Source organism: Bacteroides sp. MSK.20.82, assembly GCF_019052485.1.
GTDB classification, from domain to species: domain Bacteria; phylum Bacteroidota; class Bacteroidia; order Bacteroidales; family Bacteroidaceae; genus Bacteroides; species Bacteroides thetaiotaomicron.
Map to the genome: position 1 here is coordinate 232,401 of NZ_JAHQUN010000003.1, position 16,940 is coordinate 249,340.

The window sequence follows — 16,940 nt, forward strand, 5'->3', positions numbered from 1 at the left end:
AGAAAGAATGCGTAAAGTAGTAATATTATTATATTTGGTCCAGTTATTGTTTACCGGTTTTGCTCAGGCAAAACCGGGCAAGGACCGTGAATACTGGGTGAAGACAATGATTAAAATCATTGATCCTTTTTATACAAACTTGAGTCAGAATACTCTGAGAAAGAACATGCCTGTTGAAACCTTTGATGGATTGAATAATGGCAATACTAGAAAGAATGTAACACATTTGGAAGCTTTAGGGCGTTCCTTTAATGGCATTTCTGCTTGGTTAAACTTACCTCCTGATGGCACAAAAGAAGGACAACTCCGTGCTAAATATACTGACCTGGTGGTGAAATCTATATCCAATGCTGTGAATCCGGATTCTTCGGATTATATGCGTTTTGATGGACCTGGTGGACAACCATTGGTAGATGCGGCTTTTTTTGCACAGGGGTTATTACGTTCGAAGGATCAGATCTGGCCGAAGTTGGATAAAGTGACTCAGGAGAGAATTATCAAAGAACTGAAAGCTTCCCGTAGAATCAAAGCCTCAGAATCTAACTGGTTGATGTTTTCTGCTACAATTGAGGCTGCTCTATTGGAATTTACAGGTGAATGTGAATTGAACCCGATTCATTATGCATTAAAAAGACATAAAGAATGGTACAAAGGAGATGGCTGGTATGGTGACGGACGCAACTTCCATCTGGATTATTATAATAGTTATGTGATCCAGCCTATGTTGATAGATGTATTGTCAGTTATGAAGAAGCATGAAGTTGAAGGAGCCGATTTTTATGATGTACAGTTACAACGATTGATCCGTTATGCCGATCAACAAGAAAAGATGATCTCTCCGGAAGGTACTTATCCTGTGTTGGGCAGGTCGATGGGATATCGTTTTGGGGCTTTTCAGGTATTAGCTCAAGTTTCCTGGATGAAATTATTACCGGAACATATCAAACCAGCACAGGTACGCTGTGCATTGACTAAGGTGATGAAAAGACAGTTAATTAAGGGAACATTTGATAAAGACGGATGGTTGAACTTGGGATTCTGTGGACATCAACCGGAGATAGCCGATAGATATGTATCCACAGGCAGTAATTATCTGTGTACGTTTATTTTTCTACCTTTAGGTTTGCAAGCGGATGATGAGTTTTGGACGGCCAAACCTGAAGAATGGTCCTCAGTCAAAATATGGAGTGGGAGCCGAGATATAAAGAAGGACGGTTCTATTAAAAACTAGGATTAAATCTTAGGGAAGTATTGAAAAGAAAGTAGATGTAACTAAATAAACTTCTGAGAAAGTTGAATAAAGAGTAGAAACAGATGAAAAATCAAATGAAATGGATAGCTTTATTGACTACGGCAGTTTTTATTTTCTCGGGTTGTAAAACACAAAAACAGGTCAGACTGGTTTTGTTGCCGGATATACAAACTTATTCACGGCTTTATCCCGATATTTTAAAATCGCAAACTCAATGGGCAATAGATCATGCAGATAGTATTGACTTTGTTTTGCAACAGGGGGACATGACTGATCACAATGTCGATAAGGAGTGGGAGGTTGCAGCTGCCGCTTTGAATACTATGGACAACCAAGTTCCTTATGCTTTTGTAATGGGAAATCACGATTTAGGTAAAAATTCGAATAAAAGAGATTCGGAACTCTTCAATCGATATTTTCCTTATGATAAATACAGTAAGACGAGAAATTTCGGTGGTGCATTTGAAGAAGGGAAAATGGATAATGTGTGGTATACTTTCAAGGCTGCCGGATTGAAATGGCTGATTCTTTGTTTGGAATTTGGACCTCGTACTAGTGTGCTTGACTGGGCAGGTGAGATTGTGAAGAAACATCCGCATCATAAGGTGATTATCAATACGCATGCATATATGTACTCGGATGATACACGTATGGGAGAAGGCGATCGTTGGCTGCCGCAGAAATACGGTTTAGGCAAAGATACCGGTGAAAATGCGGTGAATAACGGTGAGCAAATGTGGGATAAGTTGGTTAGTAAATATCCTAATATTCTTTTTGTATTCAGTGGGCATGTACTGAATAGCGGTGTTGGGACCTTAGTCAGTATAGGTGATCATGGTAATAAAGTGTTTCAGATGTTAGCCAATTTTCAAGATGGAGTGAAAGGGACGAACAGAGGGCAAACCGGTTTCTTGCGTATTGTGGATATAGACGTGAAGAAACAGCAAGTCAGAGTAAAAACTTATTCTCCCTATCTGAAGGAATATAAGAATGATGTTAAAAATAAATTCTCTTTCGAAGGGGTAAACTTTAAATGATATAGTTTTAGTATTCTGGAGGATGTGGCTATGAAATACACTCAATCTTTTTGTTTTGTAAGTGTGATTGTTTTGTCGTCTTCTGTTTATCTCCATGGACAGAATAATAAGATGAATGTTTTGCTTATTATTGCCGATGATATGCGTCCTGAATTGGGATGTTATGGAATAGAAGATATTGTGACTCCCCGTCTGGATAGCTTGGCAAGGTATGCTACGGTCTTTCAGAATGCATATTGTAACATTCCTGTAAGCGGGGCTTCCAGGGCAAGTCTGTTTACAGGAATGTATCCTCGTTACCCGAATCGTTTTACTGCGTTTGATGCCAGTGCGGAGAAAGATTGTCCGGAGGCTCTTTCACTTCCGGAATGCTTTAAGAAGAACGGATATTATGTCGTTTCTAATGGAAAAGTATTTCATAATATAACGGATCATGCTGATAGTTGGTCGGAAGCTCCATGGAGAGTGCATCCTGATGGATATGGTAAGGATTGGGCTGAATATAACAAGTGGGAATTATGGCAGAATGAAGAGTCTTCCCGTTATGTTCATCCTAAAACTTTACGAGGTCCTTTCTGTGAGTCGGCTGATGTTGCTGATACAACTTACATAGACGGTAGAGTGGCGCAAAAGACAATTGCGGATTTAAGGCGTTTGCATAAAAAGGAAAAACCGTTTTTTCTTGCATGCGGTTTTTGGAAACCGCATTTGCCTTTCAATGCTCCCAAAAAATACTGGGATTTATATCGGCGAGAAGAAATACACCTCGCCCAAAATCCTTATAGACCGAAAGCTTTACCTAAACAGGTTACTTCTTCCGGTGAAATTCGTGGGTATGGGAAATTTGTTACAACTAAAGATGAGACTTTCCAGCGAGAAGCTAAGCATGGCTATTATGCATGTGTGAGTTATATTGATGCACAGATTGGTCTGATACTTGACGAACTTGATCGTTTGGGACTGTCTGAGAACACAATAGTGGTAATATTAGGTGACCATGGTTGGCATTTAGGGGAACATGGATTCTGGGGAAAACATAATCTAATGAATCATGCAACTCGTGCTCCGTTGATTGTTCGTGTTCCTCATTGTAGAGGTGGCAAAGCAAAAGGAATTGTAGAATTTGTCGATATTTATCCAACTTTGTGCGAGTTGTGTGGAGTGCCAATGCCTAAGGACCAATTACAGGGAAAGAGTTTTGTGCCTATTTTGCAAGACAGTGGGAAAAAGACAAAACAATACGCCTTTATTCAGTGGAAAGGTGGGTATAATATTGTTTCGGAGCAATATAGTAGCACTATATGGCTGCAAGGAGATTCGGTTGTAGCCCGGATGATATTTGATCGCCAATTGGATGCATCGGAGAATGAAAACAAGGTGCATTGCCCATATTTGAGTAGAGAAAGAGATAAACTTGAGGCTCAGATTAAGATCCGGAAATCTCAATTATAGAAATAATTTAAAAGAATATATAAATGAAAGTAAGTTCATCTATCATTGCATCTCTTTTGCTTTTGACAGTTTGTAGTTGTTCAACTCCGAAAAGCGAAATGAGTACTCTCGTGAATAACAGTTTACAAACGGCAACTGTACAGTCAAAGCTTATGGCTGAGGATTTATTGAATGAAGAAGGAAAACTACCTCGTACAATCGGCAAGGATGGTAAGTTGATGACATCAAAATCCAATTGGTGGACAAGTGGCTTTTTTCCCGGTGTATTATGGTATCTGTACGAGGTGAATGGCAATGATTCTTTGAAAATGTATGCTGAGAACTATACAAAACGGATAGAAAACCAGAAATATACTACTGATAATCATGATGTGGGATTTATGTTGTATTGTAGCTTTGGTAATGGATTACGCTTGACAGGTAATGATGATTATAGAAAGACATTATTGCAGGGGTCTGAATCGTTGAGTACCCGTTTTCGTCCACAGGTGGGTTGCATTCGTTCTTGGGACTGGAATCAGAAGGTGTGGGAGTATCCGGTAATTATTGATAATTTGATGAATCTGGAGATGTTAATGTGGGCTTCCAAGAACTCTGATGATCCTAAATTTGAGGAAATAGCTAAGTCACATGCGGATGTGACGATGAAATATCATTTCCGATCAGATTATAGCTCATATCATGTAATTTCTTATGATACTATTTCCGGTTTACCGGAAAAGAAGAATACTTGTCAGGGATATGCACATGAGTCATGTTGGGCGCGTGGGCAAGGTTGGGCATTGTATGGCTATACTATGATGTATCGTGAAACAGGGCAGGAGAAGTATTTGCGGCATGCCATCAATGTTGCTAAATTCATAATAAATCATCCCCGTTTGCCTGAAGATAAGATTCCATATTGGGATTTTGATGCTCCTAATATACCTAATGAACTTCGCGATGCCTCTGCTGGTGCATTGATGGCTTCTGCTTTTATTGAACTCAGTCTGTATACAGAAGGGGATTTTTCGAAGCAATGTCTCTCTGTTGCAGAAACACAGTTGAAAACCCTTTCTTCGCCGGAATATTTGGCGGAGCCTGGCACAAATTGCAATTTTATCCTAAAGCATTCTGTAGGTAATAATCCAGGTAAGGCAGAAGTTGATGTACCATTAACCTATGCCGATTATTATTATGTTGAGGCTTTAGTGCGCTATAAAAGAGATATTTTAAAAGAAAAGCTGAATTGAAAATCTTATTTTAAATGATACAAAGATTATCTTTTTGGATAATAATGATTATCTGTTCGACGATGGTCTATGGACAAGAACATGATGGTGATTATACAAATCCGATCCTATCTTCGGGTGCTGATCCCTGGGTGATAAAGCATGAAGGATGGTATTATTATTGTAGTGGGGTCCCGGGTGGTATAGGAGTATCTCGTTCGCGTGATCTTCATAAGATAAATCCTCCAGTGCGTGTATGGAAGGTACCAGAGAAAGGACAATGGAACTCAACTTGTGTTTGGGCGCCTGAACTTCATTTTTGGAAAGGTAAATGGTATATCTATTATGCCGCAGGATATAGTGGTCCTCCTTTCATTCATCAGAAAGCAGGTGTGTTGGAATCCGTTACATCAGATGCAATGGGGAAGTATGTTGATAAAGGAATGCTGTTTACAGGTGATGCTCTAGGGGATTGGGAAAATAATCGATGGGCGATTGATATGACTTTGTTGGATCATAAAGGACAACTATATGCAGTCTGGTCTGGTTGGGAAGGTAATGAATTAACTGACAAAACTCAGCAACACCTTTACATAGCCAAAATGCTAAATCCCTGGACTATGGCCTCCGGAAGAGTGAAAATATCTTCACCGGATCGTTATTATGAACAGGGAGAACTGCCATTGAATGAGGGACCGCAAATATTGAAGCATGAGAAAGATGTATTTATTGTTTATTCGTGTGGTCAGTCGTGGCTGGATACATATAAACTATCTTATTTGCGTCTGAAAGATTCGGATGCAGACCTCTTAGACCCAGAGAGTTGGATTAAGAGTGAGAAGCCGGCATTTGAGGGAACTAATCAAGTGCTTGGAGTTGGACATGCTAGCTTTACAACTTCACCTGATGATAGGGAATATTATATCTGTTATCATTCGAAAAGAGAGAAAACACCTGGTTGGAAACGTGATATCCGTCTACAGAAGTTCACTTTTGATGCATCTGGTGTTCCTTGTTTCGGTAAACCTGTCTCGGTAGGCGAGAAACTACCTTTACCTTCGGGGACTACTCATTTAGTGAAAGCTAAATCAATGGTTGATCTTGAAAAAGACTTTACTGAGCTTTCTTCGACTGCCCGTCCTTATACATATTGGTTCTGGATGAATGGAAATATAACAAAGGAAGGTATTACCAAAGACTTAGAGGCTATGCATCGTATCGGAGTAGGAGGTGTCTTTAATTTAGAAGGAGGCACAGGTATTCCGAAGGGGGCTGTTACTTATTTGAGTTCGGAATGGTCAGAGTTAAAAGCACATGCCGTAAAAGAAGCTGCTCGTTTGGGGATCGATTATGTGATGCATAATTGTCCGGGATGGTCATCGAGTGGAGGACCTTGGATTACTCCTGAATATTCAATGCAGAAATTAACTTGGAGTGAGATAGAAGTGGTGGGAGGAGAGCAGATAGATACTTTGTTGCCTCAGCCTGCTATGGAGTTAGGATATTATAAAGATGTTGCTATATTGGCTTTTCCTTCTTTTAGGAATGGAAAGCCAATAGGTTTTTCTGATTGGCAATTACTAAATAATAGTGTTTTCAATCATAAAGGTCTGATTGATATACGGGAGTATGATAAAGAACAAGTTATTCATCCGGAGGATGTGATTGATTTAACTAAACAGGTTGATTCAAACGGATGTTTGAGTTGGGAAGCACCTTCGGGAAATTGGACGATCATTCGTATGGGACATACTTCTACGGGAAGAAAGAATTGTGCGGCTCCGGATACAGGTGTGGGACTTGAATGTGATAAATTTAGTAAGCAGGCTATTCAACTTCATTTTAATAAGATGATGGACCTGTTATATCCATTAATCAAACCATATGTTCATCAAATTCAGATCGGTTTGGAAATAGATAGTTGGGAGGTCGGTATGCAGAACTGGACATCGGGATTTGAGGATGAATTCTGTGAGAGAACCGGATACGATTTGATTAGATATTTGCCGGCTATGACTGGTAAAATTGTAGGAAGTAAAGAGATAACAGAACGCTTTTTATGGGATATTCGTCGTATACAGGCTGATTTACTGGCTGATAACTATTATGGTGAGTTCAGGAGTTTATGTAATCAATATGGTTTGGTATCGTATTGTGAGCCTTATGATCGCGGACCGATGGAAGAATTACAGATAGGTTCGCGAGTGGATGGAGTGATGGGAGAGTTTTGGAATGGGCTATCCGCTATTTTCCAAAACAATTTGATGATGCGTCGTACCGCTAAATTGGCATCTTCTATTGCCCATATCAATGGACAGAAAGTAGTAGGTGCCGAGGCATATACTTCTGAACCGGAATCGGGGCGATGGCAGGAATATCCGTTTGCATTGAAGGCTGTTGGTGATAAGGCGTTTACAGAGGGAATTAACCGGATGGTAGTTCATCGTTACGCGATGCAGCCTCATTCAAATGCTGTTCCTGCTATGACTTTAGGACCTTGGGGAATACACTTCGACCGGACGAACACTTGGTGGGAACCGGCGCGCGCTTGGATGGATTATCTGAATCGTTGTCAAACTCTCTTGCAAGAAGGCTTATTTGTTGCTGATCTGGCATACTTTACGGGGGATAATGTTGTGGGCTATACTAAAGTACACCGTAATGAATTGAACCCGGTGCCACCGGAAGGATATGACTATGATCTGATGAATACGGAAACCCTGCTGAATAGAGCATGGATAGAACAGGGACGGTTAAGACTTCCGGATGGGATGAGTTACCGCATTCTTGTTCTACAAGAACAGTCGTATATTACATTGGGTTTGTTGAGGAAACTTCGGGAGATGGTAGAGCAGGGCTTGGTTATTGTTGGTGCCCGTCCTCATCAGACTGTGGGATTGCAGTCTTATTCTATTACAGAGGAAAAAGAATTCGAACAGCTTTGTGATGAATTATGGGGAAAGAATATGGCTACAATGATAGACCGTAATATTGGAAAAGGTAGAGTATTTTGGGAAATCTCTTTGAATTTGAATCAGGTATTCAGGCAGATTCAGTTAAAACCAGACTTTGAAGTTGGAGATAATCCGAATAGTGCTCCGATACGGTATATTCATAGACAAATAGGAGATACGGATGTCTACTTTGTAACTAATCAGAGACGGACTCCGGAAGACATAATTTGTAACTTTCGTGTAGAAGGAAAAGTTCCGGAATTCTGGAATCCTCTAACAGGCGAAAGGTCACGTGCTTTGGTATATCAGAAAAATGAAGGAATGACCTCTGTTCCTATCCAGTTGGATGAATACGGTTCTGTTTTTGTTGTATTTCGTTCAGATCTTCCTGAACAGACAGCTATTCGTTCTATTTATAAAGATAGTGAGTGTCTGGTGGATGCTTCAGTTGTTTCTGTCGAAGAGCAGGAACAGGCTAAATATTTTGGTGTAAAAGATGATTTCTCGATATCATTATGGGTAAAACCGGAATCGGATGCTATGTTGAATACGGATAATCCAATGGGATATATATCATATCCCTGGACAGAATATTATGCTATCTATCCGTCGCATGGGGAATTGCTATATGGCACAGGACATGCTACTTGTGGAATGGCTATAGGTAGAAACGGAGTTGCTGTGTGGGAGAATGCAAAAGGATACCCTGAGTTTAAGATGGCAGTAGAGAAGCCGATTTCCGGGTGGAGCCATATTTGCTTGGTATATAAAGAGGGTGCTCCGCATATTTATATAAATGGTGAGTATGTAACTTATAAAACGAGATCTCTGCAGACAATTCATCCGGGGTTGAATCCTACTACTTTGAAAGAAGGAGCCTCTTATTATAATGGAGATATGTCTGTTCCGGTATTATTTCAGAGAGTGTTATCGAACAAGGAAATTTCCCGTTTGGCAGCTGAAGGATATGTAAAAAAGGCAGATGAACGAGCCTTGAATTGGGTGCCTTACGCAGATAATCGTTTTCTGCTGGCTTGGCATGATGGAAACTATGATTTTATAACATCGGATGGTGTAAAGAAGAAAATAAAGGTTGAAAAAGTTGGAACTCCCGTAATGCTCAATCAGAAATGGGAGATTACTTTTCCTGATGGTTGTGGGGCACCAGAGAAGATTACTCTGCCTAAACTATTTTCTCTGCATAAACACGAAGACGAAGGAGTTAAGTATTTCTCAGGTACAGCTACCTATATGACGGACTTTGTTATAAAGGCTTCTATATTGTCTGATGAAAAAGTTGTCTTTCTTGATTTGGGAGCGGTAGAGGTGATGGCAGAAGTGATTGTCAATGGAGTGAATAAAGGGATTTTGTGGGCTCGTCCGTATTCGATTGATGTTACTGATGTATTAAAGCCGGGCAAAAATACATTGGAAATAAAAGTAACCAATCAGTGGACTAATCGTTTGATTGGTGATGAACAACTACCGGAAGAGAATGAATATGTACCTGGAGGTGGTATAAATGGTATTGCCGCATTGAGTCGTGGTGCTATCAAAAAATTACCGGATTGGTATAAGAATGGTGTGAATAAGCCGAAAGGGGGAAGAGTAGCATTCACTACCTGGAAACATTATCGGAAAGATTCACCTTTGCTGGAATCGGGTTTGATAGGCCCTGTCCGATTAGTTTTTGCAAAGAAGATAGAATTAAAATAATTGATATATTTATGCGCAAAGGTGTATTGACAAAGACATCTATAAAAGTTCTTTTGAGCTTATTATTGCTTATTGGATCATTTGAGCCTGTTGTATCTGCGTCATATGGAGGGAGTAAACCTGCAGATGTCACTTTTGAATCTTATTTTCCATTAAGAGAAGTACGTTTGCTGGACAGTCCTTTTCTTGATTTACAACGAAAAGGAAAGGAATATCTTCTATGGTTGAATCCTGATTCATTATTGCATTTTTATCGAATAGAGGCAGGATTACCTTCAAAAGCTGCACCCTATGCAGGTTGGGAATCACAAGATGTATGGGGTGCCGGACCTTTGCGCGGAGGTTTCTTAGGATTCTATCTTTCTTCTGTATCTATGATGTATCAGTCAACCGATGATAAAAGGTTATTAAAACGTTTAAAGTATGTACTGAAAGAGCTTGAACTATGCCAAAAAGCAGGGAAGGATGGTTTCTTACTAGGGCTCAAAGATGGTAGAAAGCTATTTGCTGAAGTTGCTTCTGGAAAGATAAAAACAAATAATCCTACAGTAAACGGTGCATGGGCTCCGGTTTATCTGATTAATAAAATGCTTCTTGGGCTTTCTGCTGCCTATACGCAATGTCAAATGGAAGAGGCATTACCTATATTAATCCGATTGGCTGATTGGTTTGGATATCAAGTGTTGGACAAACTGACAGATGATCAGATTCAGCGGTTGCTTATCTGCGAACATGGCTCTATCAATGAATCTTATGTGGAGGCTTATGAACTAACCGGAGAGAAGCGTTTTCTTGATTGGGCGCGTCGGTTGAACGACCATGCGATGTGGGGTCCTCTGTCTGAGGGGAAGGATATTCTTTTTGGATGGCATGCTAACACGCAGATTCCAAAGTTTACAGGATTTCATAAGTATTATCAGTTTACGGGTGATGAACGTTTCCTGACAGCAGCAACTAATTTTTGGAATATTGTAACTCAGAATCATACATGGGTAATAGGGGGAAACAGTACTGGGGAACATTTTTTTCCGAAAGAGGAGTTCGCTGATCGGGTACTTTTGGTAGGAGGTCCGGAAACTTGTAACTCAGTGAATATGCTACGTTTGACTGAATCTCTTTTCTGTCAGTATCCTGATGCAGCCAAAGCAAGTTATTATGAGCGGGTATTGTTTAATCATATTTTGTCAGCCTACGATCCAGAAAAGGGCATGTGTTGCTATTTCACCTCTATGCGTCCGGGGCATTATAGAATTTATGCTTCACGTGACAGTTCTTTTTGGTGCTGTGGACATACTGGTCTGGAGAGTCCGGCAAAACTTAGCAAGTTTATTTATAGTCATTCAAAGAGAATTATTGATGGAGATCCTGATATTAGAGTCAATTTGTTTATACCTTCTATTCTTTTCTGGAAAGAAAAAGGAATAGAACTTATTCAGCAAAACCGACTCCCTGAATCGGAGCAAGTGAGCTTTATGCTGAATTTAAAGAAAAAGCAAGAATTGATACTTCGTATTCGTAAACCGGATTGGGCGGATAAAGTAACTTTCATTATTAATGGAAAAGTAGAATATCCTATCCTTGATAAGGATGGATATTGGGTGGTTAACAGAACTTGGGCACGAAAGAATAAAATCATATTGCAACTTCCGATGCATGTATATGTCGAAAGTTTGATGGGTTCTGACCGTTATGCTGCATTACTATATGGTCCATACGTACTTGCCGGGCGCATGGGAACTGAGAATTTGCCTACTACTTTTTGGGGAAAGATGAACAATACGGCAATGAATAAGATCGATTTGAACAAGATTCCGGTATTTAGGATGCCACTTAAGCAGATTCCTGCTTATGTGAAATCAATTTCTACAGATACATTAAAATTTAAAATAGATTTGAAGGAATTTGATAATGTAGTTGTAGAACCGTTTTATAAAGTACATTTTGAACGTTATGCAGTGTATTGGCCTATAAGCTACTAACATAAATGCAATAACATATATAAATAATACGTTTCAGCCGTACATCTCGGTAATACTCAGTAGTACATGTGGGTATTACCCAGTTGTACATCTTGGTATTACCGAGTCGTACATGTGGGGATATCTATTTATATAGATTAATATGACTCTGATATAAAGAAAGAGTGTGTATCTTTATATGTTATCTTACAATAGAAGGACATGGCGTAGGAGTGGAAGAATGCTATTGGAAGAGATCTACTATGAAAAAGAAGTATTGGGAAACCATGTTTTTTCTTTCTTTCTTGCAGTTTTAGGATTTTCTTGATAACTTTCCGCCCTACTTTTTCTAAATACTAGTTGCTATGGAACGCATGTCCATTAAATATTTCGTGAATAATAATAGTTTGGGACCAGACCGGAACATTTCTTCAGTCGGCTTTGAAGAAATTCCCCCAAATACTTCTTATCCGACTTTGAATCATTCTGCCGGTTATTATTTTAATCCGGATAAAGGACGTATACTGACGGAGTATCAACTGATTTATATTACAGAGGGAGAAGGAGTGCTTGAAACAAGAAGTGGGGGAGTGTTTACTATCAAGCGAGGTATGATTTTTGTTCTTTTTCCGGGCGAATGGCACACCTATTATCCTAATTATCAAACAGGTTGGAGTCATTATTGGATCGGCTTTTGCGGTCCGGAAGTTGATAGCTGGATGACGAATGAGTATTGTTCGAAAGAAAGTCCTGTATTTAAGGTCGGTATCAATGATGAGATCGTTTCTTTATTCAGAAAAGCTATTGATGTTGCTAACGAAGAACCTACTTTATATCAACGCGTATTGAGTGGATTGGTGACCTATCTGGTAGCACTAATGTGTAGTATCGATAAGAACCTTCAGGTAGAGAATGATGATTTCTCTTCTAAAATAGATTATGCTTGTGTGCTCATGAAGGAATTGATAGATCAACCAGTTTCTATGCAAGAGATTGCCAAAAAAGCAGGTATGGGATATTCTCTTTTTCGAAAGTTGTTTAAGGAACAGAAGAATTATGCACCTGTGCAATATTTCCAGAATCTGAAAATACAGAAAGCCATAGAGTTGTTGACTACTACTACTACTATTCCGGTAAAAGAGATAGCATATAGGCTCGATTTTGAATCCCCGGCTTATTTCTCTGCCCGGTTCAAGAAACAAACAGGAAAATCACCTATAGAATATCGAGAAGAATTTCGTATCAAATAATGATAGTGTTCTGGCAATTATCGAAAGTCTTTCTCTTTTAAGATGACTAAGTTTGTATCATAATTAAAAAATGAATAATGCTATGATACAACAAAAAGTAAGAGTGGGACTTTTAGGAGTCGGATTGGATACTTATTGGGGACAATTTGAAGGGCTTCTTCCCCGTCTGTTAACTTATCAGGATGAAATAGCTGCCAAAATAGAGGCAATGGACGTACAAGTTATCAATACGGGGATGGTGGATTCGCCTCTAAAAGCTAATGAATGTGTCCTACAATTAAAACAAGCTGATGTAGAATTGGTTTTTCTGTTTATTTCTACTTATGCTCTTTCTTCTACGATACTACCTGTAGCTCAACAAGTAGGCAAGCCTATTATTATATTAAATATACAGCCTGCATCAGCAATAGATTATCAAAAACTCAATTCAATGGGGGATAGAGGAAGAATGACAGGTGAATGGTTGGCACATTGTCAGGCATGTTCTGTTCCGGAGTTTGCGAGTGTTTTGAATAGAGCCGGTGTGCGATATGATATTATCACCGGCTATTTATCAGAAGATTATGTTTGGGAGGAAATAGCCTCTTGGGTTGACGCTGTACGTGTAATGTATGGAATGCGCACAAGCCGTTTGGGAGTTTTGGGGCATTACTATTGTGGTATGCTAGATGTATATACTGATCTTATGAAGCAGAGCGCAGTGTTTGGTACTCATATAGAGTTGCTGGAGATGTGTGAGCTAAAAGCTTATAGAGAAGAAGTTAGCGATGGGGAACTGAAGCGAAAACTGGACGAATTTTATGATAAGTTTAATGTGGAAGCATCATGTAGTTCGGAAGAGCTAGTGAGGGCTGCACGTACTTCTGTGGCTTTGGATAAATTAGTGAATGTGCATCAACTGGGAGCGATGGCTTATTATTACGAAGGATTCTGTGGGAATGATTATGAGAATATTGTAACTTCTGTTATTGCAGGTAATACGTTGTTGACAGGATATGGAATACCCGTTGCCGGAGAATGTGAAGTGAAAAATGCACAGGCGATGAAAATTATGTCACTATTAAAAGCTGGTGGTTCTTTCTCTGAATTTTATGCAATGGATTTTAAGGATGATATTGTATTACTAGGACATGATGGCCCGGCACATTTTGCAATCGCCGAAGAGAAAGTGAAACTAGTGCCTCTTCCATTATATCACGGTAAACCGGGTAAAGGTCTGTCCATCCAGATGAGTGTTAAACCAGGTGATGTTACACTTTTGTCGGTATGTGAGGGAAGAGACGGAGTCTTTCTACTTGCTGCTGAGGGAGAGGCTGTACAAGGAGAAACTCTACATATTGGCAATACAAATAGTCGTTATCGCTTTCCGTGTGGTGCTCGTCGGTTTATGGATCAATGGAGTAAAGCGGGACCTTCACATCATTGTGCGATTGGCATTGGACATAAAGTCTCTGAACTGAAGAAACTGGCATTTCTTCTGGATATTCCAATAATAGTAGTTGAATAATGCTTTAAAACTCTTTTTATGGAAAAGTTGAAGTATTCTCTTTTGTTTATGATTTCGATTCTGGCTATTTCCAATAGATGGGTGTCGGCAAATGACATCGATGACGAAAGGAACCGTATATACAATAGTTCTTATAGTGGGAAATATAATAATCGAATCGCTTTTCCTATAGGGGGAATTGGTACAGGTATGTATTGTCTGGAAGGAACAGGCTATATATCTCATATGTCAGTATGGCATCGACCGGAAGTTTTTCATGAACCGGGAATGTTTGCTGCTCTGTATGTGAAGGGGGTATGTAATGGGGCTAAGGTACTTGAAGGACCTGTATCTGATTGGAGAAAATTTGGAATGCCCAATTACGGAACAGGAGGTAGTATGGGATCAATATTAGGACTTCCCCGTTTTGATACAGTCGAATTTGAAGCACGTTTTCCGTTTGCCAAGGTTTCATTAACAGATAAAGATATTCCCGTTAAGGTAACCATTTTGGGGTGGAGTCCTTTTATTCCGGGTGATCCGGATAATTCCAGTTTACCGGTAGGAGGATTGGAATATAGTTTAGAGAATACTAGTAAAGAGGTTCAGGAAACTATTTTCTCCTACCATGCTCGTAACTTTCTGAGTTGGGGTAAAGGATTGGATGCTATAAAAACGATGCCTCATGGGTTTATCCTTTCACAGTCAGGTACAGAAACGGAGCCTCATTTGCAGGGTGATTTTGCTATCTTTACGGATCAGGATTCTTTAAAGATTAATTATTGTTGGTTTCGTGGAGGATGGTTTGATAGTCTTACGATGGTCTGGAACGCTATTGAGGCAGGTTTAATGCCACAATGTCCAGCAATAGAGAAAGGTGCACCAGGAGCTTCTATGTTTGTCCCGGTAACATTGATGCCAGGGGAAAAGAAAACAATCAGGATTTATACGGCATGGTATGTTCCTAACTCGACTTTGAGGCTTGGAGAGGAACCGGAAGACTGGAATGACAATAATGTTGACTCCGCAAGACTAGCTGTAGAAAAGGCAGATAAGGGTAATTATAAACCTTGGTATAGTAGCCGCTTTACAGGAGTAAATGAGGTTATTGATTATTTTCTGTCTCATTATAAGATTTTGCGCAATCAGACAGAAAGGTTCACAGACTCTTTTTATCGTTCTACCTTACCGCCTGAAGTGATTGAAGCTGTTTCTGCTAACTTAAGTATTTTAAAGTCTCCAACGGTGATGCGGCAATATGACGGACGCTTATGGACTTGGGAGGGATGTGCCGATAATTGGGGATCGTGTCATGGCTCATGTACTCACGTCTGGAATTATGCACAGGCTATTCCACACTTATTTCCTTCTTTGGAACGTTCGTTAAGGCATACAGAATTTGAAGAAGGGCAAGATTTGAAAGGCCATCAAGTGTTTCGTGTCAATTTACCGATTCGTCCTACCCGGCACAATTTTCACTCAGCTGCTGACGGGCAATTGGGAGGTATAATGAAAGTATATCGTGAGTGGAGAATTTCAGGTGAAAATGAGTTCCTTATCTCTATGTATCCAAAAGTAAAAAAGAGTTTGGACTACTGTATCTCAACTTGGGATCCTCGTAGGGTAGGAAGTATTGAAGAACCACACCATAATACTTATGATATTGAGTTCTGGGGGCCGGATGGTATGCATAATAGTTTCTATTATGGAGCTTTATCAGCTTTCATTCGTATGAGTGAGTTTCTCGATAAAGACGTTACTGAATATAAGAAACTATTGAAAAAAGGACGAAAATTTACTGAAACAGGCTTGTTTAATGGTGAGTATTTTATCCAAAAGATAGAGTGGAGGGGATTGAATGCAAAAGATCCGACTGTTGCACAAAGTTTCCATAGTTCTTATTCTCCCGAAGCGAAAGAAATACTGGAGAAGGAAGGTCCTAAGTATCAGTATGGGAACGGTTGTCTGTCTGATGGAGTTTTGGGGTCGTGGCTCTCCCGAATGTGTGGGATGGAAGAAACTCTGAATACAGAAAAAGTGAAGAGCCATTTATTATCAGTACATCGATATAATTTTAAGAAAGATCTGACTGATCACGCCAATCCTCAACGTTCCCCTTACGCTTTAGGCAAAGAAGGAGGCTTATTATTAGGAAGTTGGCCTAAAGGGGGCAAGTTGTCATTACCTTTTGTCTATAGTAATGAAGTCTGGACAGGAATAGAATATCAAGTAGCTTCACATTTGATGCTACAGGGAGAAGTAGAAAAAGGCCTTGAGATCGTACGTGCCTGTAGGCAACGTTATGATGGAAGCGTCCGTAACCCTTTTAATGAGTATGAGTGTGGACATTGGTACGGACGAGCGTTATCCAGTTATGGCTTACTTCAAGGATTGACAGGAGTCCGATATGATGCTGTAGATAAAACACTGTATATTAATTCAAAAATAGGAGACTTTATTAGCTTTATCAGTACGGAGTCTGGATTTGGTAATATAGAACTTCGTTCCGGAAAACCTTTTGTAAAAGTAGTATCCGGTCATATAGAGGTTGACAGATTTGTCGTATCGGGGAAAGTAGTTGAATAATCAACAATAAGATAATAACTAAATTTTTAAGTGATAAC

9 protein-coding genes are annotated in these 16,940 nt (G+C 39.6%); all 9 read left to right on the top strand.

The annotated features are described in order from the left end of the window. The first annotated feature begins 7 nt into the window (after window positions 1–7). Entirely contained in the window at window positions 8–1,231 is a 1,224-nt protein-coding gene (locus KTR07_RS05000) for a DUF2264 domain-containing protein (RefSeq protein WP_008767201.1), read from the top strand. Between the two features lie 83 nt (window positions 1,232–1,314). Continuing rightward, complete coding sequence (locus KTR07_RS05005) at window positions 1,315–2,289, top strand: metallophosphoesterase (protein WP_008767200.1); 975 nt, start codon at window positions 1,315–1,317, stop codon at window positions 2,287–2,289. A 30-nt stretch (window positions 2,290–2,319) separates the two neighbouring features. Beyond that, the gene (locus KTR07_RS05010) at window positions 2,320–3,741 is read left to right on the top strand and encodes a sulfatase (RefSeq protein WP_113748064.1); all 1,422 of its coding nucleotides are present in this window, start codon (window positions 2,320–2,322) and stop codon (window positions 3,739–3,741) included. A gap of 23 nt (window positions 3,742–3,764) precedes the next feature. Then, a complete protein-coding gene (locus tag KTR07_RS05015) occupies window positions 3,765–4,973 on the top strand; it encodes a glycoside hydrolase family 88 protein (protein WP_008767198.1) in 1,209 nt (402 codons plus the stop codon). Between the two features lie 14 nt (window positions 4,974–4,987). Next, window positions 4,988–9,622, top strand: coding sequence for a glycosyl hydrolase (locus KTR07_RS05020; protein ID WP_113748065.1), 4,635 nt, complete (start codon window positions 4,988–4,990; stop codon window positions 9,620–9,622). Between the two features lie 11 nt (window positions 9,623–9,633). Further along, window positions 9,634–11,601 carry a glycoside hydrolase family 127 protein gene (locus tag KTR07_RS05025; RefSeq protein ID WP_008767196.1) on the top strand — a complete coding sequence of 656 codons (1,968 nt, stop codon included), beginning with the start codon at window positions 9,634–9,636 and terminating at the stop codon, window positions 11,599–11,601. A 344-nt stretch (window positions 11,602–11,945) separates the two neighbouring features. After that, entirely contained in the window at window positions 11,946–12,830 is an 885-nt protein-coding gene (locus KTR07_RS05030) for an AraC family transcriptional regulator (protein WP_217315220.1), read from the top strand. An 82-nt stretch (window positions 12,831–12,912) separates the two neighbouring features. Continuing rightward, window positions 12,913–14,337, top strand: a complete 1,425-nt coding sequence (locus tag KTR07_RS05035; protein ID WP_008767194.1) for an L-fucose/L-arabinose isomerase family protein — start codon at window positions 12,913–12,915, stop codon at window positions 14,335–14,337. An 18-nt stretch (window positions 14,338–14,355) separates the two neighbouring features. Beyond that, a complete protein-coding gene (locus KTR07_RS05040) occupies window positions 14,356–16,902 on the top strand; it encodes a non-lysosomal glucosylceramidase (RefSeq protein ID WP_011108530.1) in 2,547 nt (848 codons plus the stop codon). The last annotated feature ends 38 nt before the right edge of the window (window positions 16,903–16,940 follow it).

Excerpts from the sequence above, each read along its gene's own strand:
- KTR07_RS05005 (WP_008767200.1), top strand. The coding sequence starts at position 1,315 with ATGAAAAATCAAATGAAATGGATAGCTTTATTGACTACGGCAGTTTTT.
- KTR07_RS05035 (WP_008767194.1), top strand. The coding sequence starts at position 12,913 with ATGATACAACAAAAAGTAAGAGTGGGACTTTTAGGAGTCGGATTGGAT.
- KTR07_RS05020 (WP_113748065.1), top strand. The coding sequence starts at position 4,988 with ATGATACAAAGATTATCTTTTTGGATAATAATGATTATCTGTTCGACG.
- KTR07_RS05030 (WP_217315220.1), top strand. The coding sequence starts at position 11,946 with ATGGAACGCATGTCCATTAAATATTTCGTGAATAATAATAGTTTGGGA.
- KTR07_RS05015 (WP_008767198.1), top strand. The coding sequence starts at position 3,765 with ATGAAAGTAAGTTCATCTATCATTGCATCTCTTTTGCTTTTGACAGTT.
- KTR07_RS05040 (WP_011108530.1), top strand. The coding sequence starts at position 14,356 with ATGGAAAAGTTGAAGTATTCTCTTTTGTTTATGATTTCGATTCTGGCT.
- KTR07_RS05010 (WP_113748064.1), top strand. The coding sequence starts at position 2,320 with ATGAAATACACTCAATCTTTTTGTTTTGTAAGTGTGATTGTTTTGTCG.
- KTR07_RS05025 (WP_008767196.1), top strand. The coding sequence starts at position 9,634 with ATGCGCAAAGGTGTATTGACAAAGACATCTATAAAAGTTCTTTTGAGC.
- KTR07_RS05000 (WP_008767201.1), top strand. The coding sequence starts at position 8 with ATGCGTAAAGTAGTAATATTATTATATTTGGTCCAGTTATTGTTTACC.